This is a genomic window from Amycolatopsis halotolerans (genome assembly GCF_042647905.1).
Classification (GTDB): domain Bacteria; phylum Actinomycetota; class Actinomycetes; order Mycobacteriales; family Pseudonocardiaceae; genus Amycolatopsis; species Amycolatopsis halotolerans.
Map to the genome: position 1 here is coordinate 31,685 of NZ_JBHRWI010000021.1, position 23,597 is coordinate 55,281.

Annotated in this window: 18 protein-coding genes; 9 read left to right on the plus strand and 9 right to left on the minus strand. The window is 70.0% G+C overall.

Annotation, left to right across the window (positions count from 1 at the left end; all coding sequences use genetic code 11):
* Positions 1 to 74: 74 nt before the first annotated feature.
* The 6 genes from ACFORO_RS18310 to ACFORO_RS18335 form a co-directional block, all read right to left on the minus strand.
* Positions 75 to 1,625 (minus strand): cell division protein PerM, encoded by a 1,551-nt coding sequence (locus tag ACFORO_RS18310; RefSeq protein WP_377874627.1) that lies wholly within the window; start codon positions 1,623 to 1,625, stop codon positions 75 to 77.
* Positions 1,626 to 1,780: 155 nt separating this feature from the next.
* Complete coding sequence (locus ACFORO_RS18315) at positions 1,781 to 2,512, minus strand: DUF5336 domain-containing protein (RefSeq protein ID WP_377874629.1); 732 nt, start codon at positions 2,510 to 2,512, stop codon at positions 1,781 to 1,783.
* Positions 2,513 to 2,728: 216 nt separating this feature from the next.
* A complete protein-coding gene (gene sucD, locus ACFORO_RS18320; RefSeq protein WP_354742419.1) occupies positions 2,729 to 3,619 on the minus strand; it encodes a succinate--CoA ligase subunit alpha in 891 nt (296 codons plus the stop codon).
* A 1-nt stretch (position 3,620) separates the two neighbouring features.
* Positions 3,621 to 4,790: an ADP-forming succinate--CoA ligase subunit beta gene (gene sucC, locus ACFORO_RS18325; RefSeq protein WP_354742420.1), complete on the minus strand. Its 1,170-nt coding sequence runs from the start codon at positions 4,788 to 4,790 to the stop codon at positions 3,621 to 3,623.
* A 118-nt stretch (positions 4,791 to 4,908) separates the two neighbouring features.
* The gene (locus ACFORO_RS18330; protein WP_377874632.1) at positions 4,909 to 5,163 is read right to left on the minus strand and encodes a hypothetical protein; all 255 of its coding nucleotides are present in this window, start codon (positions 5,161 to 5,163) and stop codon (positions 4,909 to 4,911) included.
* 62 nt (positions 5,164 to 5,225) lie between these two features.
* Positions 5,226 to 7,034: a hypothetical protein gene (locus ACFORO_RS18335; RefSeq protein ID WP_377874634.1), complete on the minus strand. Its 1,809-nt coding sequence runs from the start codon at positions 7,032 to 7,034 to the stop codon at positions 5,226 to 5,228.
* 1,768 nt (positions 7,035 to 8,802) lie between these two features.
* Here ACFORO_RS18335 and ACFORO_RS18340 point away from each other — a divergent pair.
* Positions 8,803 to 9,492 carry a M23 family metallopeptidase gene (locus tag ACFORO_RS18340; protein ID WP_370940578.1) on the plus strand — a complete coding sequence of 230 codons (690 nt, stop codon included), beginning with the start codon at positions 8,803 to 8,805 and terminating at the stop codon, positions 9,490 to 9,492.
* Positions 9,493 to 11,002: 1,510 nt separating this feature from the next.
* Here ACFORO_RS18340 and pcrA read toward each other — a convergent pair.
* On the minus strand, positions 11,003 to 13,417 hold the full coding sequence (gene pcrA / locus ACFORO_RS18345; RefSeq protein WP_354742428.1) for a DNA helicase PcrA: 2,415 nt from the start codon (positions 13,415 to 13,417) through the stop codon (positions 11,003 to 11,005).
* A 134-nt stretch (positions 13,418 to 13,551) separates the two neighbouring features.
* On the opposite strand from pcrA, the gene ACFORO_RS18350 reads away from it, so the two are divergent.
* The 7 genes from ACFORO_RS18350 to ACFORO_RS18380 all read left to right on the plus strand — a co-directional run bounded on the left by ACFORO_RS18350 (position 13,552) and on the right by ACFORO_RS18380 (position 20,972).
* Positions 13,552 to 13,983: a DUF1707 SHOCT-like domain-containing protein gene (locus tag ACFORO_RS18350; RefSeq protein ID WP_377874637.1), complete on the plus strand. Its 432-nt coding sequence runs from the start codon at positions 13,552 to 13,554 to the stop codon at positions 13,981 to 13,983.
* A 164-nt stretch (positions 13,984 to 14,147) separates the two neighbouring features.
* The gene (locus ACFORO_RS18355) at positions 14,148 to 14,444 is read left to right on the plus strand and encodes a chorismate mutase (protein WP_354742432.1); all 297 of its coding nucleotides are present in this window, start codon (positions 14,148 to 14,150) and stop codon (positions 14,442 to 14,444) included.
* A gap of 57 nt (positions 14,445 to 14,501) precedes the next feature.
* A complete protein-coding gene (locus ACFORO_RS18360) occupies positions 14,502 to 14,807 on the plus strand; it encodes a hypothetical protein (RefSeq protein ID WP_344270474.1) in 306 nt (101 codons plus the stop codon).
* A gap of 347 nt (positions 14,808 to 15,154) precedes the next feature.
* Complete coding sequence (locus tag ACFORO_RS18365; RefSeq protein ID WP_377896593.1) at positions 15,155 to 16,777, plus strand: hypothetical protein; 1,623 nt, start codon at positions 15,155 to 15,157, stop codon at positions 16,775 to 16,777.
* Positions 16,778 to 17,033: 256 nt separating this feature from the next.
* Entirely contained in the window at positions 17,034 to 17,933 is a 900-nt protein-coding gene (locus tag ACFORO_RS18370) for a hypothetical protein (protein WP_377874643.1), read from the plus strand.
* Between the two features lie 212 nt (positions 17,934 to 18,145).
* Positions 18,146 to 19,786, plus strand: a complete 1,641-nt coding sequence (locus tag ACFORO_RS18375; protein WP_377874645.1) for a serine/threonine-protein kinase — start codon at positions 18,146 to 18,148, stop codon at positions 19,784 to 19,786.
* A 16-nt stretch (positions 19,787 to 19,802) separates the two neighbouring features.
* Positions 19,803 to 20,972, plus strand: coding sequence for a serine/threonine-protein kinase (locus ACFORO_RS18380; protein WP_377874647.1), 1,170 nt, complete (start codon positions 19,803 to 19,805; stop codon positions 20,970 to 20,972).
* 8 nt (positions 20,973 to 20,980) lie between these two features.
* Here the strand turns inward: ACFORO_RS18380 and ACFORO_RS18385 are convergent, their stop codons facing one another.
* Positions 20,981 to 21,883, minus strand: coding sequence for a LysR family transcriptional regulator (locus tag ACFORO_RS18385; protein ID WP_377874649.1), 903 nt, complete (start codon positions 21,881 to 21,883; stop codon positions 20,981 to 20,983).
* Positions 21,884 to 21,989: 106 nt separating this feature from the next.
* Here ACFORO_RS18385 and ACFORO_RS18390 point away from each other — a divergent pair, with 106 nt between their 5' ends.
* Positions 21,990 to 22,898, plus strand: coding sequence for a DMT family transporter (locus ACFORO_RS18390; protein WP_377874651.1), 909 nt, complete (start codon positions 21,990 to 21,992; stop codon positions 22,896 to 22,898).
* On the opposite strand, the gene ACFORO_RS18395 is transcribed toward ACFORO_RS18390, so the two are convergent.
* Entirely contained in the window at positions 22,895 to 23,563 is a 669-nt protein-coding gene (locus tag ACFORO_RS18395; RefSeq protein WP_354742446.1) for a response regulator transcription factor, read from the minus strand. The two genes, ACFORO_RS18390 and ACFORO_RS18395, sit on opposite strands and share 4 nt — an antisense overlap.
* Between the last annotated feature and the right edge of the window lie 34 nt (positions 23,564 to 23,597).

The window sequence follows — 23,597 nt, forward strand, 5'->3', positions numbered from 1 at the left end:
GCGGCTGGCCAGAACGGGCTCCTTGCACGGCGGTACGCCTCGGGCGCACGGCGCTTCACCAGGTCGCCCCAACCCTAACGGTCGTCCTCGGCGGGCTTCGCGTCGCCGGAGTCCTCGGTGGACTCGGTCACAGCGTCCGGCTCTTCGGCGGGGGCTTCGGGCTCGTCTTCAGCGTTGTCCTCGGTCGCGGCGGCCTCGGTTTCCGGCTCGTCCTCCGGCAGGTCGAGGCCCAGTTCGGCGTCGGCCTCGGCGTCGAAGTCCTCGTCGTCCGGGGAGTCTTCGGCCAGGTCCGAGTCCGCTTCGGCGTCTTCGGATTCCTCGTCCGCGACGTCCTCATCGGACTCGGACTCCTCCGGCTCGCCGTCCTCAGCCTCAGCCTCATCCGACTCGGACTCGGACTCGGATTCCGGCTCCTCGTCCTCCACCTCAAGCGAGCCGACCGGCTGCATCGGAGAGTGCGCCCCCGCGAAGAACGCCACGAACCCCGCCGGAATCACGATCCAGCAGAACGCCACGATCGACGCCACCCCGACCGGCACGCTGACCGGATCGAACGGACCGTCGCCGAGCCGTCCGCCGGCGAGCGTGCCCAGCAGCACGCAGCCGAACCCGACGACCGCGCCCGCGACGACCACGACCCGCAGCCGCGCCGCCGGGTCCTCGTCCACCGCGCGGACCGACCAGCCGACCAGCACCCCGACCGCCAGCGGCAGCACCAGCAGCACCGGCCACCACGACGCGGCGTGCTCGGGAATGCCGCCGAGCAGCGGAACCCCGGGGACGGAACCGCCGCGGTAGCCGATGAGGTGCACGTCGAGGGTCCCGATGCTGAATCCCGGCCCGCTCACGAACGACATCGCCGCGACCACGGCGTTCGGCAGGTACAACACGGAAAGCAGGAACAGTCCGAAGCTGCCGCCGAACGACGGCTCGAACAGGCTGGACACCGTGCGCGCGGACAGCGCCGTGGCGGCGGTCAGCGTCAGAGCGCCCGCCGCCAGCAGCGCGAACAGCCCGAGCAGACCTGCCCGCAAACCGCGAAGGGCCAGCGGGTCGAGCCGATCGGCGAGCACCTGCGGCATCCCGAACCGCCGAAGCACCCCGCCGGTAGCCGCGAGTCCGGAGATCACGGCGGGCACCACTGCGGCGAGCCAGAAGTTGGCCCGTACCGGTTCGCCGATCGACAGCAGCGAAATCAGCACGCCGAACACCAGGTGCGCACCGGAAATCGTGGCGATCAACGGGACTGTGTGCCGCAGCCGGGCGCAGCGCAGCTGTCGCACCGCCTTGGCCGCCGCCCGCGCGACCAGCAGCACCACGCCAACGGTCGGCAGCAGCGGCAGCATCCCGAGCGGATGACCGCCGATCCCGAGTTCGACCTGATAGGCGGCCAGCCAGCCGGGTCCCGCCGACAGCAGCACACCGCCGAAGGAGAAGACCGCGTGCTGGGCAGTCAGCGTGACGAGCGCGAGCAGGGTGGCGACCGCCGCGTAGCCGGTGACGAGCGGGCCGAGCGCCGCGACGAGCAACACCCGCGACCGGGGTGCCTGCGGGACATCCTGGTCAAGGGAGTCGCCCACCGGCTCGTCGCCCGCGGGGCGTCCGGGACTGGTGAGCACCTGCATGTTCCCGACCATGACATCCGCGCTCGGCCGTCCGGGTGAGGCACGCCGCCCGGCGGACGTGGCGAATCCAACGCCCACCCGGTCGTGGCACGAGGGCAATAAAAACACCCGCTGTGACACGGAGAGTCACAGCGGGTGGGTGGCGCGAAGGGGTATCAGCCTTGCTGTCCGAAACCTCCGGGCGGCGTGCCCGGTTTGTTCTGGTCGGCAGGCGGCTGGAAGAACTGGCCCTGCTGCGGCGCGTACGTCGTGGCCTGTCCGCCCGGAGGCGGCGTGGCGGGCGGCTGCTGCGGGGAAGGCGGCTGCTGTCCCGGAGCCTGCTGGGGCGACTGCTGGCCGGGAGCCGGCTGGTACTGAGTCGGCTGGTACTGGCCCGGCTGGCCGTAGGGCTGCTGGTACGCCGGGGCGGCCGGCTGCGCCGTCGGCGGCTTGAGCACGCCGTACTCGAACAGCAGCACGGCGACCGCCGCGGCCATCTGCAGGAGACCGAGGATCAGCACCACGATCACGATGGCAGACGAACGCCCGGAGATGACGGAGTCGAGCGCGCCCAGCCCGCCGAGCACGCTGAACAGCGCGGCGAACGGCAGCGTCTTCGGGCCCTTGGGCAGCAGGTTCATCGCCGACAGCAGACCGCCGACGAGCAGGAACAGAATGGCCTGCCCGGCCGTGCCCGCCTCGGCGGCGAAGCCGAGGAAGTACTGCACCAGCCCGAGCCCGGCCACGCCGAGGGACAGCAGCAGCGGAAGGTTCGGCGGCGTTCCGGCGCCCGAGGCAGGCGGGCCCTGCTGCGGCTGGGGCTGCTGCGGGAACCCGCCCGACGGGGGCGGTCCCTGGGACGGCTGGCCCTGCTGGGGGTAGCCGGGCCCGCCACTGGGGAAGGTCATCGGAAGGTCTCCTGTCTCATCGACCGGCGGTTCGAGATCCTGCGGCGCCCGGGCGCGCCGGCGGCGTCCCCCGCTCACGAGTGACTGCACGCTAGCGCATCCGCCCTTGGCGTCCGCGAGGTTGGACGCACCGAGCGCCGGATCGGTTGCGGGCGGAAACGACGAAGGCCGGGCACCGTGTCGGTGCCCGGCCTCCGCCGTTGGAGTCGCTGCTGGTCAGCCGAGGCTGTTGTACAGCTCGCGAGCGAGAACCGCGGTCTCGCTCGGGGTCTTGCCGACCTTGACGCCGGCGGCCTCGAGGGCCTCCTTCTTCGCCGCGGCGGTGCCCGACGAACCGGAGACGATCGCGCCCGCGTGGCCCATCGTCTTGCCCTCAGGGGCGGTGAAGCCCGCGACGTAGCCGACGACCGGCTTGGTCACGTTCTCCTTGATGTAAGCCGCAGCGCGCTCCTCGGCGTCGCCGCCGATCTCGCCGATCATCACGATGACCTTGGTGTCGGCGTCCTTCTCGAACGCCTCGAGGGCGTCGATGTGGGTGGTGCCGATGACCGGGTCGCCGCCGATGCCGACAGCGGTCGAGAAACCGATGTCGCGCAGCTCGTACATCATCTGGTAGGTCAGCGTGCCCGACTTCGACACGAGACCGATGCCGCCGGCGGCGGAGATGTCGGACGGGATGATGCCCGCGTTCGACTTGCCGGGGCTGATCACGCCGGGGCAGTTCGGCCCGATGATCCGGGTCTTGTTGCCGGTCGCGACCGCGTGCGCCCAGAAGTAGGCCGAGTCGTGCACCGGGATGCCCTCGGTGATGACGACGGCCAGCGGGATCTCGGCGTCAATCGCCTCGATGACCGCGTCCTTGGCGAACTTCGGCGGCACGAAGATGACCGACACGTCGGCGCCGGTCTCCTTGATGGCCTCCTCGACCGTGCCGAACACGGTGAGGTCCTTGCCCTCGATGGTGACCGTCTGGCCCGCCTTGCGGGCGTTGACGCCGCCCACGATGTTGGTGCCGGACTTCAGCATCTTGGTCGCGTGCTTCATGCCCTCGGAGCCGGTGAGCCCCTGGACGATGACCTTGCTGTTCTCGTTGATCAGGATCGACATCTCACGCACCTGCCGCGGCGAGCTCGGCAGCCTTGTCGGCCGCGTTGTCCATTGTGTCCACCACGGTGACCAGCGGGTGGTTCGCGTCGGCCAGGATCTGGCGACCCTCGACGACGTTGTTGCCGTCCAGGCGGACGACCAGCGGCTTGGTGGCCTCGTCGCCCAGGATCTTCAGCGCCTCGACGATGCCGTTCGCGACCGCGTCGCACGCGGTGATGCCGCCGAAGACGTTCACGAACACGCTCTTGACGTCGGTGTCGTTGAGGATGACGTCCAGCCCGGCCGCCATGACCTCGGCCGACGCGCCGCCGCCGATGTCGAGGAAGTTGGCGGGCTTCACGCCGCCGTGCTTCTCGCCCGCGTACGCCACGACGTCCAAAGTGGACATCACGAGGCCCGCGCCGTTGCCGATGATCCCGACTTCGCCCTCGAGCTTGACGTAGTTGAGGTTCTTGGCCTTGGCCTTCGCCTCGAGCGGGTTCTCGGCCTGCTTGTCGACGAGCTCCTCGTGCGCCGGGTGGCGGAAGGCGGCGTTCTCGTCGAGGGTGACCTTGCCGTCGAGGGCGATGATCTTGTCCTGCGGGTCGCGGACCAGCGGGTTGACCTCGACCAGGGTGGCGTCCTCGGAGACGAAGGTCTCCCACAGCTTCACCACGACGTCGGCGGCCTCGTCGATGATGTCGGCCGGGAAGTTGCCGGCCTTCAGGATCTCGAGCGCCGTCGCCTTGTCGACGCCCTTGATCGCGTCGACCGGGATCTTGGCGAGCGCGTCCGGGCGCTCGACCGCGAGCTGCTCGATCTCCATGCCGCCCTCGGACGACGCCATCGCGAGGAAAGTGCGGTTGGCGCGGTCGAGAAGGAAGGAGAAGTAGTACTCGGACGCGATGTCCGATGCTTCCGCCACCAGCACGCGGTGCGTGATGTGGCCCTTGATGTCGAGGCCGAGGATGGCTTCCGCCTTCTCCTTCGCCTCGTCGGGCGTCTGGGCCAGCTTGACGCCGCCCGCCTTGCCCCGGCCGCCGACCTTCACCTGCGCCTTGACGACGACCTGGGTGCCGATCTGCTCCGCGGCGGCCTTGGCTTCTTCCGGGGTGCTTGCCACGGCGCCCGGCAGAACCGGTACTCCGTGGGCGGCGAAGAGATCCCTCGCCTGGTACTCGTAGAGGTCCACTACTCCAGTCTCCTGACGACACGCCACTGTGGTGGTCCGTTTTCCGGACCGCGCTGTCGGACCAGTCGAGGTTAGCGACCAGCGCAGACGCAGGGGACGCCGCACCTGGTGAAGTCGGTCACCGTGCGCGGTCAGAGGGTGTGCCGAGGGTGTGAGACCGCCCACCGACAAGCATTTCGGCGGCCTTTTCGGGGCTTTCCTCGCCCAGCTCGACGACGTTCGCGCCGGGGAGCGCTTCGGCGAGGCCCTCGGGTATCGGACCGCCGAGGAGGCCCAGAATGTCTGGATCCTCCTGTTCGGTTGTCCGCACGATCTTTTCCGTCGTGTCGAGGTGTCCAACGTGGACGACTTCGAGACCGGCGTCGCGCAGCATTCGCGCCAAGGGAATCGCCGCGGTTTCTTCAGCCAACTCCACGAGGACGACGCGCCGCGGACTCACTTCTTCGCACCGGCAGCCGCGGTTGCGGCGGCGACCACTGCCGCTGCTGTCGCGGCGAGCCCAAGCCAGAAACCCGCGCCCGGCTTCGCGGTGGAGAACAGGGAACTGACCAGCGGAATCTCGGCGACATGCAAGGCAAGGAGCACCGCCGCTCCGGTCAGTCCCGCCGCTGCGGCGCCGGGCCGCGAACGCACGCTCAACCCGAGCGTCCCGAGAACGACGAGCACTGCGGCAAGCAATCCCCACGACGGAGTGTCGAAATCGGACCAGAGACCGGGTGCCGCGTAATCCCGCGCGGTGAACACCGGCGTGCCGAACGTCGCGATCGCCAGCACAGCGGTGATTCCGGCCGGAATCAGAACTCGGGATCGCGGCCCTTCGGTACCGGTGTCGTCGCGTTCCACGACGCCGGTCACCACCGCGGCCAATCCGGTAAGCCCGGCGAGACCGAGTGCGATCGCGGTGAAAACGGCTCCCGCGCCGAGGTGGTAACTGATCGCGCCGCCGAGCCCGCCGAGCCCCGTCGCCTCGGAAGCGGTGATGGCGGTGCTGAGCACCGCAGTTCCCGCGAGAACGACGCCAGCCCACAACACCGCGAGCACCCCGCGTGCGAACGGCGCGGTACGGCTTGCGAGAAGGAAAGGTGTTGGCAGCACGACAAGAATCGCCGCGATCAGCAGTTGCAGGCGGGCCGGGCTGTCCGTGCTGTTGCCGAGTTGCGGGGCTGATGCGCCGATCGCCGCCGCGATTCCGGTCAGCAAGGCGAGCAACGCGGTGAGCGCGCGCCAGATCGTGAGCCCCGGAACGCGGGCCTCGCCGGCCAGATCGGTGCGTTCGGTTTGCGTCTGCTGCGGTGTCGCAAGTGGAGTGAGGACGAGGACCAGCACCATCGGCACGACGGCGAGATACGCGCCCGTCGAAACTTCGAGCCCCGACACGGCCAGCCCGGCGACGAACGTCGGCACCGCGACGGCCAGCACCGCCGCGACGATCCCGCCGAGCGTCCCGCGGGCGACACCGTCGGACCCGGCGAAAACCCCGAGCACCGCGGCGACCGGCAGCGCACCGGCGAGGAGAAGGTAACCGGCGAGGGCCAGCCCCGGGCCCTCAAACGCTGACCGCGCAAGGAGAAACGGATCGTCGGAGAGGACCGGAGTCATCAGCAATCCGACCGCGGCGACTACGGCGAGCAGCGGAATGATCAACCGCCAACGGCGTTTGTCGTCCCCTCCGGCGATCTCATTGCGCTCACGAACGACCTGCGCGGCCATGATCCCGGCGACGAGCGTCAGTAGGTGCCCGGCAATCAGCAGCCAGAACCCGATGCCCACGCCGCTGCGGTCGAGCAGGCGGTCTGGGAGATACAGCTCGGGACGGATGGTCTTGGAGCCGTTGACGAGGAACTGAAGATCGAGAATCAACCGCCCCGGCGCGAGAGCGGCGAGGCCGGTGACGAGACCGGCGGCCAGCCCGTGCCGCCCGCTGCGAGCCGCCGCGAACGCGATCCCGGCCGGGACTACGGCGAGGATGACGAGAAGCGGCCAGGAGAGGTAGCCCGGTCCGGCGTCGGGCGAGACCGGGACGACGGCTCCGGCGGCGAGGGCCAGGGCGCCGAGACCGAGGAGCGCGGTGGCGGCGCGGAGCCTTGGGGAGGGGGCCTGGTCGGTGAGGTCCAGGAGGGGCGGGTTCTCGCCTCTGCTCGAGTCTCGGTTCGAGTCTCGGCTTGTGCCTCGGCGGCTTGGGATGGTGCGGGGCGCCGACCTCCGCTCGGTCGGGTCAGCATCGGCGTCTTGGCGGCTGGACACGCCTGCCGGTGCGGCCTTGTCGCGCGGTCGTGAGGCTGCCGCGTCTCCTCGGCCGGACTGAGTGGCCGGGTCTTTCGTCGCGGACTCGCCGCCGCCGGACGGGGCAGCTGAACTTTCCGCGATTGCCTCAGCCCCGCGGGACGAGTCGGCTGAGCTCTCCGCCGGCTGCGGCTCGCCACGGTCGGGCGAGCCTCCAACAGAAGCCGCTCCGGCCCGGCGGGATGAGTCGGCGGGACTGTCGGCTGGGTCCGATTTCGCGCGACCGGCGTCGCGTCGGGCTCGGGCGCGGGCGGCGGCCTTGCGCTCGGCGAGGCTGGGACGCCGGGATCCGGCGGGACGGCCCGGGGTGTCCGGGGCGGAGTCGCCGTCGGGAGGCTCTGGGGTCGGCGGAGTCATCGCTCGCGACGCTAGCAAGGACCGGTCCCGGCAGGCGGACGGCAGGGCCGCCTCGACCAGGCCGGAACGCACTTCCAGGTGAATTCGGCGCCGGATGAACCTCCGGCCGTCCCCGCGCGTCTGACAGATGCGAAGAAAAAATCCTCCGATCCGCGTAAGAGGGGCGCGGGCCGGAGGTCTCGACGGCAGAGGACCGAAGGGCCGGAGGGAGCGTCGAGGAAAAACTTCGGGGAAGTCGCGTAAGGGAGTGGCGTTCGGGGCGTCACTCCGGCACGGGATGAAGCACGGGGACACATCGCGGGGGCGATGGACGAGGTCGGATGCCTGTTCGTGGCAGGCGCCCGACCAGGCCGCGGCGGGGAGGCCGCGGTGGGTGCCAGCAGGTCGTGGGGACGACTTGCCGGGACCGAGGTGGAGATGGCCGAGACCTGCCGGGGAGGGCAGGTGAACGGCCGCATCGCGGAGGGGAGCCGCGATCTCCGTCCCTGTCAGGCCGGGGAGGGCCTGACAGGGACGGAGACGGCCAGGGCCTGCCGGGGGCAGGCACCGGCTGAGTCGCGGAGGGATCGGCGACAGGCACTGGCAGATCGTGGGGACGATCCGCCCGGCCAGGGACGGGGTGGCCGGGGCCTGCCGGGGAGGGCAGGTAACCGGCCGAATCCAGCCAAGCCGAAGCTGCCGGGCGTTGTTTCGGAAACAAGGGGCTGACCAGGCAGGGTCCTGGCGCAATCGGGGAAGCAGACGGACCCGGTGTCGACCTGCGGTCCAGACGGCTCGGGGCGGGAAAGATCCGTCGCCGGAGAGTGGGCGCGGAGCGTCGCGAGGCGAAACCGTCGAAGAGCGTCCGGCGGGCCTGATGCGAGTGAGCGGCATCACAAGACTCGGCGTGAAACTGCTTCAACGCACCCGGGCGGCCGGTTATTTCGTCCGCTACGCCGCCGGGAGGGCCTCAGCGGCGTTGGGCCATCCGAAGGTATGTGACTCGGGTCACATACAGTGAAGTAGTTCCCAATTAACTTTGGGTAGTTTCCACAGCTAGAAGCTCGATGCGTGCCACTCGTTCGGCCGAAAGCCCGGTCGCGCCTTGCTCATTGAGGCGCCGCTTCGTTACTGTCCTCCGGTCCCCATTACAGTCAGGTCACGAAGCAGAACGCTGAGCGAATCACCCCCGAGGTTCGTTCACGGGATCCCCCGCCCGAGTTCTCTTCCGCCCGGCTCCCCGACGATGGAAGGCCCTGTCTTGGCTTCACACCGCTCCCCCGGCGGCCAAGCCCCTTCCCCGGCGCTGAAAGACGCACTGGACGGTGCAGTCATTCGCGTCCGGGGACAGCACCGCATCTCCCCGCCCTCCTCCGCCCTCCGCGGGCGGGTCGTGGTCGCCGCCGTCGCGGCTGGCGCGTTCGCCGCAGCCGCCGCAGGGCAGACCCTCAAGTCGACCAGCGGCGGGGATTCCGACGCCGCGGTCACTCCGCTCGCCAACGCACAGAACGCGAGCGCCTCGTTCACCCTCGGCAGCGCGGGCTCCGGGGGAGCTCCCGAACTGCTGCCGACCGGCCACGCCGTCGACGCCTCCGCCGAAGCCGCGAAGATGGCCGACAGCGCCAAGGTCACCAAGGCCCGCGTGCAGGCGGAAACCGAAGCCGCGCGGCAGGCTGCCGAAGAGGCCGCCCGTCCGAAGACCTGCATGCCCGCTCACGGCACGTTCACCTCCGGCTTCGGCGCCCGCTGGGGCACGAGCCACCTCGGCATCGACATCGCCAACTCGATCGGCACCCCGATCTACGCCGCCTCCGACGGCACCGTCATCCAGGCCGGCCCGGCCAGCGGCTTCGGCCTCTGGGTACGCGTCCAGCTCGACGACGGCACCATCCAGGTCTACGGCCACATGAACAGCTTCTCCGTCCGCGAGGGCCAGAAGGTCAAGTGCGGCGAGCAGATCGCCGAGATCGGCAACCGCGGCGAGAGCACCGGTCCGCACCTGCACTTCGAGGTGTGGCAGGACGGCAGCAAGAAGATCGACCCGCGCCCGTGGCTCGCTGCCCGCGGCGTGAACGTCAGCTGACCTGCACGTCTCGCCCGCTGGGCAATTAGCAGCCAGATGATCCTGCTGCCCCGGCTGCTCACCCGCACCGAACCGCGCGTCTCGCCGGTCAGGCAGCCGGTGTGCGAGACTCAGCCGCGCGACAGTCGCCATCGAGCTTCGCCTGCACATTTTGCCCGCCAGATAACCCGTACGCTGGTTGCCGCGACGATCGCCGTCTGAGCTTGAATCGCACGTCTCACCCCGCCAGGCAACTGGTGCAGTCACAAGTGCTGCCGCCCGGCGGTCGCCATCGGAGCTGAACTGCCCGGGTCACTCTTGGGCGCATAGCGATGGAATCTGCTTCGCGCACGGGAAATCTGATGGTGCCGAACCGCGCCGCGTGTGGAGAGTCCGCGTGCTGCGGCAGCACATCGGTCAATCGGCCCTGCTTTCGTCGTAGTGCATCGGGTGGAAGTCGCTCCGAACAACCCGGTGGCGCAAGGAATTCGCGGCGGTCTCCGCCAGACGAAATGTGAACGGCCGAGTTCGGCTTACGCCGCCGGGTTTGGGCGTCACGGATCGTTGCCAGGAAGGCGACGGACGAAATAGGCGACTGCTACCTGCCACACCGTGCACAGGTCCGCGCGTCTTCGCCACGGCATCCATCGCGCGATTCCCTCGTCGGCGCGCGACGTTCCTCCGCAGACGACACATCTGCCATCTGGTCCCAATGCGTGTTGCCTCAGCAACGCGCGCCATGCCGCGGCCAGCCGTGCCACATCCCCTGGCACGTCCCGAGCTGGCCGGGTTGCCGTCCCCACAGCAACCGTCCCCGCGACTCTCCTCAAGTACTCCTGTACCCCAGCGGCAAATACCCCAAACAGCACCGCGTCCATCCCCTGCGTCCCTTCCACAGCATACCGCATTTCATCGAACTTGTGTTCGATGAAGTCAAGTATGCCGGAGGGGACCGACAAGATCGGGCGGATCGCGGGGGAGTTCACTCGGTCCGGCGAAAGATGTCCAGAACGGGGCGGGGGAAGGCATCGCGGCTCCGGCTCCGGGCACGATCGCTGCATGTTGTGAGCACGGACAGCATCAGACGACAGAGGGTCGAGGGGCCAGCGCCCAGAGAGACATCCAGTGGCGGCGCGGCGGACCGTGCGGAGGCAGAGATGAAGACGAGGGCTGTGCCGGGTATCGGCGCAGCCAGTCCCTGCCGTGGCGAACCAGCTTGGGGCAACCCGCGGAGCAGCGGCGGCACGGGGACGTCCTCATCCGTGAGGTCGGCGAGCGCAGCGGCGGGCGTTGGAAGCCCCGCCCGGCTCGATCTGCCCGACTGTGCTGGCGGGCGGGATCACGGAGAATCCGGCCCAGGAGACGGGCCTAGCCGACAAGAAGCCATCGAGGAACGCACCCCGGCACCCCGGCACCCGGCACCCGGCACCCGGCACCCGGCACCCGGCACCCGGCACCCGGCACCCGGCACCCGGCACCCGGCACCCGGCACCCGGCACGGAGGATCAGACCACCGGGGCCGCGGCAGTAGTCAGAGTTTCACCATCGGCACGCTGCCGATCAGCATGAGCCGGACCTTGCCCGACGCACCGAAGTCGATCGTCGCCGTCGCGCGCGGGCCGATGCCGTCGCAGGAGATGACCGTGCCCAGGCCGTACTTGTCGTGGCTCACCCGGTCTCCGACGTCCAGCTTCAGAGCCACCGTCTCCTTCCAGCCCTTCCCGAACGGCGAACTCGAAGACGTCGACGACGTCGAGGACCTGCGGCCCCACGTCGTCGCGGCTCGGGGGCCCGAGGAGGAACCGGAAGAGGAGCCGAAGTTTCCGAAGCCGGGCGAGGACGGTTCCAGGCGCCGCCAGTCAACGAGGTCCGGCGGCAGTTCGTCCAGGAAGCGGGAAGCCGGGTTCATCTGCGGCTGTCCCCAGGCCGACCGGGTCAGCGCACGCGACACGTAAAGTCGTTGCCGCGCACGGGTAATCGCCACGTAGGCCAGGCGGCGTTCTTCGGCCAGCTCCGCGGGATCGCCCAGGGCGCGCATGTGCGGGAAGACGCCGTCTTCCCAGCCGGTGCAGAAGACGACCGGGTACTCCAGGCCCTTCGCGGTGTGCACGGTCATCAAAGTGACCACGCCCGCACCGCCGTCGCCTTCCTCGCCGCCGTCTGCGGCGGGGATCGAGTCGGCGTCCGCGACCAACGAAACTCGCTCCAGGAAAGCAGGAAGCGAGCCAGGGGCGGGGACGCCGTCGTCCAGGACCAGTTCCGCGTTTTCGTCGTTGGTGACCTCGGCGGTGAACTCGGCGAATTCGCGCGCCACAGTCACCAATTCGGTGAGGTTCTCAACGCGCGAAGCGTCCTGCGGGTCGTCCGATTCCTCGAGCTCCGCGCGGTAGCCGGTGCGTTCCAGGACCGCTTCGAGCAGGTCGTGCACCTCGGTGCCGGACGACGCCATCTCCTGCAGTTCGTCCAGCAGCGTCACGAATCCGGTGATCGCCTTGGCCGAGCGCGGGTTCAGCAGCGCCACCTTGTCCTCGACCGCATCGCGCAACGCGGCCCAGAACGAAATCCGCTCCCGTTCCGCGTGCGTCGCGACGACCGCTTCGGCACGGTCGCCGATGCCGCGCTTGGGGACGTTGAGAATCCGCCGCAGGCTGACCGTGTCGTCCGGGTTCGCGAGGACGCGCAGGTACGCGATCATGTCCCGCACTTCGCGCCGCTCGTAGAACCGCACGCCGCCGACGACCTTGTACGGCAGGCCCAGCCGGATGAAGATTTCCTCGAACACCCGCGACTGGTTGTTGGTGCGGTAGAACACCGCGACATCCGAGTAGTCCGCCTCGCCCTTCTCCGCCAGCGAGTCGATCTCCCCGGCGACGAACGCGGCCTCGTCGTGGTCGTTGTCCGACACGTAGCCGACGATCTTCTCGCCGTCGCCCGAATCGGTCCACAGCCGCTTGGCGCGCCGGTTGGGGTTGCGTGCGATCACGGCGTTGGCCGCGGACAGGATCGTTTGCGTGGAGCGGTAGTTCTGCTCCAGCAGAATCGTGTGCGCGTTCGGGAAGTCGCGTTCGAATTCCTCGATGTTGCGGATGGTCGCGCCGCGGAAGGCGTAGATGGACTGGTCCGCGTCGCCGACCACGCACAGCTCGGCGGGCTCGATCCCCGTATCCGTGGCCTCGGTGCCGGCCAGCACGCGCACCAAGGTGTACTGCGCGTGGTTGGTGTCCTGGTACTCGTCGACCAGAACGTGCCGGAAGCGCCGCCGGTAGTACTCCGCGACGTCCGGGAACGCTTGCAGCAACGACACTGTCCGCATGATCAGGTCGTCGAAGTCGAACGCGTTCGCGCTCGCCAGCCTGCGCTGGTACTCGGTGTAGACCTCGGCGACCCGGCGCTCCAGGTCGTTGGCCGCCTTCGAGGCCGCCTCGTCCGGATCGACCAGTTCGTTCTTGAGGTTCGAGATGTGCACCGCGAGCGTGCGCGCGGCGTACTTCTTCGGGTCGATGTCGAGATCGCGCGCCACGAGCGTGATGAGCCGCTTCGTGTCGTCCGAGTCGTAGATGGAGAAACTCGACGACATGTCGAGGGTTTTCGCCTCACGGCGCAGGATCCGCACGCACATCGAGTGGAACGTGGACACCCACATCGCGTTCGCGCGCTTGCCGACGAGCGCCGCGACGCGTTCGCGCATCTCGGCGGCGGCCTTGTTGGTGAACGTGATCGCCATGATCTCGCCCGGATGCACGCCGCGCTGGCCGAGCAGGTAGGCGATCCGGCGCGTGAGCACGCGTGTCTTGCCCGATCCGGCTCCCGCGACGACCAGCAGCGGACCTCCGGCGTGCGTCACCGCCTCGCGCTGGGCGGGGTTGAGGTCCTCGAGCAGGTCTGCGGTTCCCGGCCGGGCAGCGCGGGCGGGCGGGTCTGCGGGGAGATCGAAGAGGGTGTCCATCGTCTGTCAACGCTACCCCGGGGGTACGACAGTCCCGGAACAGCCACGGGGTCGGCCTGCGCTTGTCGACGTACGCCGCAGTGTCGCCTCGCGTCCGACGCGCGAGGCCGTCGCGACGCGGAGCATCGAACGGCATGGACGACAAGATTCCCGCCCGGCTGAGGGCTTCCGACGGCGACCGCGAGCGCGTCGCCGAGACCATCCAGGCCGCCGGTTCCGAAGGACGGCTCACTCTCGAAGAGGTGGAAGAGCGGCTGCGCGCGGTCTACGCCGTCCGCTTTACCGACGAGCTCGGCGAACTCACCTCCGATCTCCCCCGCACGGAGCCAGTACGACCGCGCGGCGGCTGGCCGCTCACCCGGGCCGCCTTGCGCGAACATCCGGCGCTGCGCGTACATCTCGGGATCGTCGCGGTGCTCGCGACCTTGCTGATCGTCCGATGGGCCGTCGGCGGCGCGCTGTTCTTCTGGCCGGCGATGCCGTTGTTCTGGCTGTTCATCAGCCTGGTGCTGCACGCGCGGGTGCGGGCGTTCCGGCGGCGACCGGGCGCGCCTGTGCCATACTGAACCCGTGCGGCACAGCAGCAAGCGATTTTTTTACGGGACCCGGACTCCGGCTCCCGTGATCGCGTAGTGCCCCACCCGCCATCACCCGCAGCCCCGGAGTCCACTGGACCCGGGGCTTTCGCCGTCCCAGGGCCATGGGGAGTCCGGACTTCAGAGAGGTCCCGATGAACGCGCAGACGCAGAACGCCGACGGACAGCCCGCCGAGCACACCCCGGCGGGCGACGACATCTCGTCGCTTCGCGAGGAGATCGACTTCCTCGACTCCGAAATCCTCCGGCTCGTGAAGCGCCGGGTAGAGGTGTCGAAGACCATCGGCGCGGCCCGGATGGCCGCGGGCGGCACGAAAATCGTCTACAACCGCGAGATGGACGTGCTCGCGCGCTACCGCGAACTGGGCCCGGAGGGCCGTCAGCTCGCGATGCTGCTGCTGAACCTCGGCCGCGGCAGGCTGGGCCGCTGACGCGGTATCCGGGGCATCCCCGATTCGCGCCGCACGGAAACCGGGCAGACTGGACACATGATTAACATCATCGCCGTCATCATCGCGATCGCGAGCGTGCTGGCGTCCCTCGGCCACGTCGGCTACCTGGCCATGCTGAACAACGCGGCCGGCAAGCGGGCGGGCGGGGCTCCGGTGGCGCAGTACGTGCGCAGCCGCTGGGCGCTGGCCGGCGGTGCCACCGCGGCCTCGCTGTTCGCCTGGCTGCTCACTTCCGGCAACGTCGTGCTGGACATCCTCGCCATCGTCATCGCGGTCGGTAGCGGCGCGACGTCGGTCAAGGCCCTCCAGTCGACGCAGGCGAAGTACCGCAGTGGCGGCTAAGTAGTCCCCGAACTGGGGAAATACCGGGCGGCATGCTGCGCTGCGTGACGTGCCGCCCGTTCGGGCGCGCCCGGTCGAGTGAAACCGGTGCAAGTTGCAGGATGGGTGAAGACATTCGCCTGCCGGTTTCCTACTGTGAAGTCCGTGAGGACCCTGGCGTCTGCGCCGGGCTATGCCCGGAGGACGCGCGGGAGCTGCGGCTCCGCGCGCCGTTCTCCGCGTGCGCGTGCATTTGCTCGGGAGTTCGCAAGTGTGGACGCAAGCGTCGTTCTCTTCCTCCCTGCTCCGTTCGGGTTGACGACGGCCCCGGCGCCGTCACGCCCCTCTCGCGGAGGGGTCGGACCGGCATGACGGGAAACACGATGGGCGGTCCGCGGCACGCTGACCGCCCCGGCGCGGTGTCGGACGCCGAGGTCACCGTTCCCGGACGGCACCGCGTCCGCGCCGACGGCACCTGGACTCCCGTGGTGCCCGCCCGCGCCGCCGGTCATCACCGGCACCGCACCGGCGGCGGCCCGGCCGCTCCGGTGCAGCGCGGGAGCGAGAACCCGCAACAGCGCGGCGCACCGGCTCCGCGCTCGAACCGGGCACCCGACGACGGGAACCGCCTGGCCCCGAACCAGCCGGTTTTCCCCACCTCGAGCGGCACGTTGCCGGTCGGCGAACCCCCGCTCCCTCAGCCGCAGCGCCGCCGCGCTCCGGTCGAGCCGCAGGGCCGCCAGGCCTCCGTCCCGGATCGGCTGGCCGAGCCCCGGCAGACCGTCGTTCCCCTTGGCCCATCAGCCGAACCGCAGCGCCGCCAAGCCGCCCCGCCTGCCCGGCGGCCGGAATCCCAGAGCCGCCGGGCCGAATCCCGCGCAGCTTTCGCGCCTCCGCAGGACCGGATCCCCGAGGAGCACCGCGCCTTCGCGCCGCCGCCGGAGAGCGCGCTCCCCCAGCCGACCCGGCGCACCCGGCAGGAACGCGTCGCCACCACCTCCGCCGCGCTGGCCAACCGGCCGGACAGCCCGCGCGAACGCGTCGAACTGAACCCGGTCGAGGAAGAGCCTCCCCGGCGCCAGCGCGTCACCCTCGGCGAGCCCGCCGTCTCGACGCCGGAGAAAGAAGAGCAGCAGGACGGCGAGGTGCGCGTGTACGCCGCGCCGCTGCTGGACGGCCTCGGCACGTTCGACCTCGGCTCGGTGCCCGCGTCGGTCACCCCGCCGAAGACCTGGCGCAAGGCCGCGTGGTTCGCCACCGGCGCGTCCGGCGCGGTGGTCGTCGGGCTGCTGTTCGCCGGGACGTTCCTGGTCGGCGGGCCCACCACCACGACGACCGACGCGGTCGGTGGCGGCGGCTGGCCCGGCAGGCAGAACGGCGGCAACCCGAACCTCAGCGCGCTCATCCCGAACGGACAGCACGGCGGGGTCGGCGGCAACGTCCCGCGCAGCGGCGCCAGCACCAGCCCGGACGGCGTCACCTCGGACAACGGCACGCACCCGCAGCAGGGCTCCGGCCCGAGCAGTTCCGCGAGCAGCAACTCCACCGGCATGACCACGCCGTCCGGTCCCGGGACCGGCACCAGCGGCAAGACGTCCGCGCCGACCACCACGGACTCGCCCTCGTCGAGCGAGCCGCCGGAGAAGCCGCCGGTCACTCCCGCTCAGCGGGAAACGAAGGACCCGTACTTCACGGCCGCCGACCCGAACACGATGGGCAACAACTCCGAGAAGTTCTTCAACAACGTCACCACCGACCCGTCGGAGGCCTCGTCGGTCACGTCCGGCGACCTCAAGCAGCAGGGTGCGCAGGGCCTGCGCAAGCGCTACGCCGACGTCGCGTACTTCGAGGTCAAGAAGGTCACCATCGACCCGCAGCACGGGACCACGGTGAACACCGTCGAGGTCACGCACCAGGACGGCAGCAAGAGCACCGAGCAGCGCACGCTCACGTTCGACGACAACGGCAAGATCACCGACGACGGCCGCTGACCAGCACTCTGTCTGCAAATGCCGATGCACGTGCGGAGCGGTGAGCGGTTGTTCCCTCGTCCGGTTGGGTGACATAAGCTGCCGTTCGTCGTACGACGGCGGCATTCCGGCGACGGAGTCTGGCGGCCGCCTGTCGGCACAGGGTTACCTGGCGACTACAAGGCCCGGTGCCGACCACGAATCGGCAGTCCGGACCGCCCCGGGGACACCGCCACCGTGTCGTGTCCTGCCCCGAACCCCCAGAGCGAGGACTTTCGTGCTTGAACGGCAGCGAACCCGGCGAGAACCCGACGCCGTGCGCGTCGAGGACGTGATCCCGCCGGAGCTGCTCGAGGACGTGGCCGAAGCCGACCGCGAGTATCTCGAGCAGGTGTTCCGCGAACCGCAGAAGTACCTGCCGCCGCGCACCCGCCGCCCGGTCGTCCGGGTCGCGGACCCCGTCGAAGAGCCCGAGAGCAAGCTCGCCCGTCGCGCGAAGCTGGCCGGGCTCGTCGGAGCCGGCGCGCTCGTCGCCGGCGCCGTCGTCACCGCCTCGCTGCTCAGCGGCGGACCGCGGCCCACCGTTCCGGTCGCCGAGGAAACCGCGATGCCCGCCGGATTCAGCGGCGCGGCAGCGCTCGGCGGCCAAGCCGTCCCGCAGCAGCGCAAGAGCCACTCGTCCGGCGGCACGACGTCGGGGCAGAGCGAAAGCACGACCCAGTCCAAGCACACCGATTCCGCGGCCACCACGCCGTCGAATTCGGGTGCCACGACCCCGCAGACCACTTCCGGCACCTCGTCGTCTTCCGCGCCGAGCGCCCCGTTCTCGGCGGAGTCGCATAAGAAGTCCGCCACCTCGTCGGCGGCCGCGCCGGACCCGGTGAAACTCGAAGCGGTGCGCAAGTTCTACGCCTCGATCGACCACCAGCCGGAGAACGCGCTTTCGCTGCTCGCCCCGAACGTCGCGCGCGGCGAAACGGGCGATCTGGTCCGCGCGTGGAGCGGGGCCGACTCGATCGACGTCCAGGAATTGCACGTCCAGGACGACGGTTCGGTGTTCGCCGTGGCGCTGGTCCACCAGGCCGACGGCACCCTGGTGCGCGTGACCCAATTGTTCGACGTCGTCGAGCAGGATGTGATCTCCCAGGCCCGCGTCCTGTCCGCGGTCTACTCCTGACCTGCGCGAACGTGGTTATGCCGGGTCGTCGGACGTGTGCCGCGTGCATGTGCGCAGAGTGAGCGCCTAGCCTTGTCACGGGTCGGTCTCGGCAAAACCGGCGCACGGTCCACAGCAGGTGCCTACGCTCCGGTGCTGCGGCGGGTTCGAACTCACCCCTTTGGGGTAGACAAGTCCCGCCCCGGCAAGTCGGAGCCCCAAAGGGAGGTCGCGTGAGCGACGAGGGTCGTCTGGTCGCCGACCGGTACCGGATCGTCGGAAAGATCGGTTCCGGCGCGATGGGGGCCGTCTGGCGCGCCCACGACGAGGTGCTGGGCCGTACGGTCGCCATCAAGCAGCTTCTTCTCCAGCCAGGGCTGGAGAACCACGAGGCGGAGGACGCCCGGCAGCGCACCATGCGCGAGGGCCGGATCGCCGCGCGGCTGCACCACCCGAACGCGATCACCGTGTTCGACGTCGTCACCGACGACAACGGCCAGCCCTGCCTGATCATGGAATACCTGGCTTCCACCAGCCTGGCGCAGGTGCTGCAGGAAAAGGGCACCTTGCCGCCGCTGGAGGTCGCCCGGATCGGCGCGCAGATCTCCGCCGCCCTGCGCGAGGCGCACGCGGTCGGCATCGTGCACCGCGACATCAAGCCGGGCAACATCCTGCTCGCCGGCAACGGCACCGTGAAGATCACCGACTTCGGCATCTCGCGGGCCAAGGACGACGTCACGGTCACCAAGACCGGGATGATCGCCGGCACCCCCGCCTACCTGGCCCCCGAGGTCGCGATCGGCGGCGACCCCGGCCCCGAGTCGGACGTCTTCTCGCTCGGCTCCACGCTGTACGCCGCCTGCGAGGGACAGCCGCCGTTCGGTCTCTCCGAGAACACGCTGAGCCTGCTGCACGCGGTCGCCGCCGGGCAGATCAACCCGCCGCGGCAGTCCGGTCCGCTGACGAGCGTGCTCGCGGTGCTGCTGCACCCGGAGACCCAGCACCGGCCGACCGCCGACGAATGCGAAGAGCTGCTGTCCGCGGTCGCGCGCGGCGAGACCCCGCTCGGCGGCGCGGACGGCGACACGATGATGGCCTCGTCTTCGGGCACCCTCGGCGCGGCTGCGCTTGGCGCGGCGGGCGGCGCGGCAGCGGCCGGTCTGCTGCACCACGACGACGAACAGGCCAGCCACTCCGGCACGCTGCTCGACGACCCGGGCGTCACGCAGCAGTACGACCCGAGCGCGCAGCAGTACTACGGCGAGGACCCGTACCCGCCGGGCTCCGGTTACCCGGAGGACGACTACGACGACCGCGGCTACCACCAGGACGGCTACCAGGAACCGCCGCTCTACGGCGACCCGAGCCGCAACGGCCTCGCCGCGACGCGCGCGGTCCCGGTGCCGGAGCACTACGAGGACGACCCGTACGACGAGGACCCCGCGCCTCGCACCCGGGTGCAGACCGCGCCTGAGGACGACGAGGACGAGAAGCCCGGCGCTTGGAAGAAGCCCGCGCTGATCGGCGGAGTCGTGGTGGTCGGCCTGGTCGCGCTCGGCGTGTGGCTGCTGACCCCGGGCAATCCGCCGGACGCCTCGCAGCCGGCTCCGCCCGCTTCGTCGTCCGCGGTCGCGCCGACGTCCGTCACACAGCCGCCTTCCGACGCAACCACTACGTCCCCGCCTACGTCTTCCCGGGAAAGCTCAACACGAGAGACCCAGTCGACGCGGCACTCGCGGAAGTCCACTACGGCGGAGGACACTCCGACGCAGGACCAGCCGTCGCAGACGCGGGTGTCTCAGACTAAGCAGTCGCCGACCAAGCCGCCGCAGTCGGAAACCTCGGCGACGGCGCCGCCGACTGCGACCAGCTAGCGATCCAGGGACAGCATTGAGTTCAGAAGGCAGCATCGTCGGCGAGCGGTACCGGCTCGACCAGCCGATCGGACGCGGCCGCGCGGGCATCGTGTGGCTCGCGTTCGACACGCGGCTGTTCCGGACCGTCGCCGTCAAACGCATGTACCTGCCCGTCGGCCTGCCGACCGACCGTGCCGAACAGGCCCGCGCGATGGCGATGGAAGAGGGCAAGGCCGCGGCAAGGATCGACCATCCGTGCGCGATCACGGTGTACGACGTGCTGCCCGACGGCCAGGACGTGTGGCTGGTGATGGAGTACATCCCGTCGCGCGGGATGTCGGTGTTCCTCGCCGAGCACGGCCGCCTCACGCCGGAGCAGGCCGCGTTCCTGGGCATTCAGCTCGGCGACGCGATGGCGTCGATCCACTCGGCGGGCATCGTCCACCGCACGCTCGAACCGAACACCGTGCTGCTCGCGGACGACGGCAGCGTCAAGCTGACCGACATCGGCATCACCGGCGGCGGTCCGCACGCCGCTTACCGGGCGCCTGAGGTCACCCGAGGCGCTCCCCCGTCGGCAGCTGCAGACGTGTTCTCGCTGGGCGCGACGCTGTACACCGCGGTCGAGGGCGTGCCGCCGTTCGGTGACGACGGCCAGTCCCCGGAACGGCCGCCTGAGAACGCGGGCCCGCTCGCCGGAGCGCTGCAGAAGATGCTCCGCGCTGACCCGTCGGCCCGGCCGACCATGGACGACACCGTCCACGCGCTGAAGGCGATCACCGTCGGACGCGAGCAGACCGCGTTCATTCCGCCGACCGCGCCCGCGCTGCCGACCGTTCCGGCGTCGCGGCCGGTGCCGACGCAGCAGCCCCATCTGCCCGAGGTCACGCAGCAGATCCAGCCGGACGCCACCCAGCACATCATGCCGCCGCGGCAACCGCCGACGCCCGCGCAGCAACCGGCTCCGCTCATGCAGCTCCCGGTCCAGCAGGTGCCGCAGGCTCCCGCTCCGCCGCAGCCGATGCAGCAGCAAGCGATGCAGCAGCCGACCGCCCGCTACACGCCCACGCCAGCACAGCAGGCCGCGTCCGCGCAGGCTGTTCGCGAGAAGGCGGCCGCGCGTCGGCGGCTCATCCTGACCGTCGCGGCGATCCTGTGCGCGATCCTGATCGGGATCGGCGTTTCGCAGCTGCTGTTCGTCTGAGCCGGGCGTCAGGCGACGTTCTCGGTCGCCTCTTGCATGGCTTCGAGGAACGTCTGCACGGCCGGACTGCCCGCGACCCGTGCGGCCACCGCCGCGTGAATGTGCCTGCTCGGCTGCGGATTGCGAACGCGGCGCACGACCACGCCCGGATGCGGCGTGCCGAGTCCTAGCTCCGGGACCAGCCCGACGCCGAGCCCGGCGGCGATGAACCCTTGGGCCGACGGATAATCCTCGGACTCGACCACGACGTTCGGGTGGAAACCCGCCGACGCGCAGGCGCCTTCCAGGATCGCCCGGCAAGCACCAGGGATCGGATCGACGCCGACCCACGGTTCGTCGGCGAGGTCGGTCAGGTCGAGAACACGTTTGCGGGCCAGCCGATGCGCACGCGGCAGGACCGCGCGGTACGGATCGTCCAGCAGCGGCACCAGCTCGATGCCCCGGCCCGGCTCCGCCGGCCGCGGATACACGATGATCGCCAGGTCAGCGCGGCCTTCCTCGACCTCGGTGAGCGGGTCGCCCGGGTCGATGAGCTTGAGATCGAGCCACACGCCGGGGTGTTCGCGACGAAGCGCGGCCACCGCGTATGGCACCATCGTCGCGCCCGCCGTGGCGAAATAGCGGATGGCGAGCTTGCTGGTGCGGCCTTCCTTCAGTTCGGTGAGCGCGGCCTCGGCTCGGGCCAGCTCCGCGCTGAGTGTCTCGGCGTGTTCGGACAGCAGCGTCCCCGCCGGGGTTGGCTGGACACCGCGGCCGACGCGTTCCAGCAACGGCGTGCCCGCTTCGCGTTCGAGCACCGCCAATTGCTGGCTGATCGCCGACGGCGTGTACCCAAGATTCCTTGCTGCGGCAGTGATCGAACCGCTCGTGATCACCGCGCGCAGCACCTGCATGCGCCGTACATCGAGCATGCCTTCAATCCTACAGCTTTGCTTAATTGTCCCTGCAGTTATTTTCGCTTGTCCTTACAGCTCACCGCGGAGAAGCTGGCCTGGAGAGACAAAGGAGGGACCTGGGGTGAGCGAGACGAAGACGCTGCTGAGGATCGCGGCGCTCGCGTTGATGTGGGGTTCGAGCTTTTTCTGGATCAAGCTGGGGCTGGAAGCGTTTTCCCCGGTACAGCTGGTGCTCGCGCGGCTCGTGCTCGGCGCCGCGGTGCTGCTGGCGCTGTGCGCGATCGGCCGGCGGAGCCTGCCGGCGGAACGACGTACCTGGGGACACCTGCTCGTCGCGGCGTTCTTCCACAATGCCGTGCCGTTCCTGCTTTTCGCGATCGGCGAGACCACTGTGGACTCCGGCATCACCGGGGTGCTGAACTCCACCACCCCGCTCTGGGTGCTCGTGGCGGCTCCGTTCCTCGGGGTGCGGAACCGGATGAACGCCACGCGGATCGCCGGACTGGTGGTCGGGCTCGGCGGGATTCTGCTGATCTTCGCGCCGTGGCAGGCGTCCGGACTGCTCAGCTGGGGCGCGCTGGCCTGCCTCGCCGCCGCGGCGAGCTACGGGTTCGCGTTCGTCTACGAAGGACGGCACCTGTCGAACACCGGCTCCTCGCCGTACGCGATCGCCGCCGGGCAAATGCTGCTGGCCACGGGGTTTCTGGTGCTGGCCATGCCGTTCGGCGGGTTCACGCCGGTGCACCTGAGCCCGGTCGCGCTGATCGCGGTGGTGATCCTCGGCCTCGGTTCGACCGGGATCGCGTTCGCGCTCAACTACCAGCTGCTGGCGAGCGAAGGCGCGGTGGCCACGTCGGTGGTCGGCTATCTGCTGCCGGTGGTCTCGGTGTCGCTCGGCGCGGTGTTCCTGCACGAGCAGCTGAATCTGCGCGTGATCGCGGGCATGCTCGTGGTGCTCGTCGGCGTCGCGCTGACCCGGTTGCGGCGCAAACCGGCGGTGGCTCCGGAAGAGGAACTTACTCCGGCTTAGACGAGGCGGCGGTCCGAGGCCCAGCGGGACAGCTCGTAGCGGTTGGACAGCTGGGTCTTGCGCAGGACGCTCGACACGTGCGTCTCGACCGTCTTCACCGAGATGAACAGCTCGGACGCGATTTCCTTGTACGCGTAACCGCGGGCGAGCAGGCGCAGGACGTCGCGCTCGCGCGGGGTGAGCAGGTCCAGTTCGGGGTCGTTGATCGGCGCGGAGCCGGGACGGTCGGCGAAAGCGTCGAGGACGAAACCGGCCAGGCGCGGGGAAAACACCGCGTCGCCGTCGGACACCCGGACCACCGCGCGGACGAGTTCCTTCGACGAGATCGTCTTGGTGACGTATCCGCGCGCGCCGGCGCGGATGACCGCGATGACGTCCTCGGCGGCGTCGGACACCGACAGCGCGAGGAACACCACGTCCGGCAGCTCCGGGCGCACCCGGCGGAGCACCTCGGCCCCGCCTCCGTCGGGCATGTGGACGTCGAGCAGCACGACCTGCGGACTGGTGCGCGCGATGCCGGCGACCGCCTCGGCGACCGACCCGGCCTCGCCGACGACCTGCACCTCGTCGGTGATCGAATCCAGCTCCGTGCGCACTCCCGCGCGGAACAACGCGTGGTCGTCCACGAGAAAGACCTTGACCGGTTCCCGCTGGCTCTCCGTCACGACTGCCCACTCCCTCGCTTCGCCTGCCCCCGAG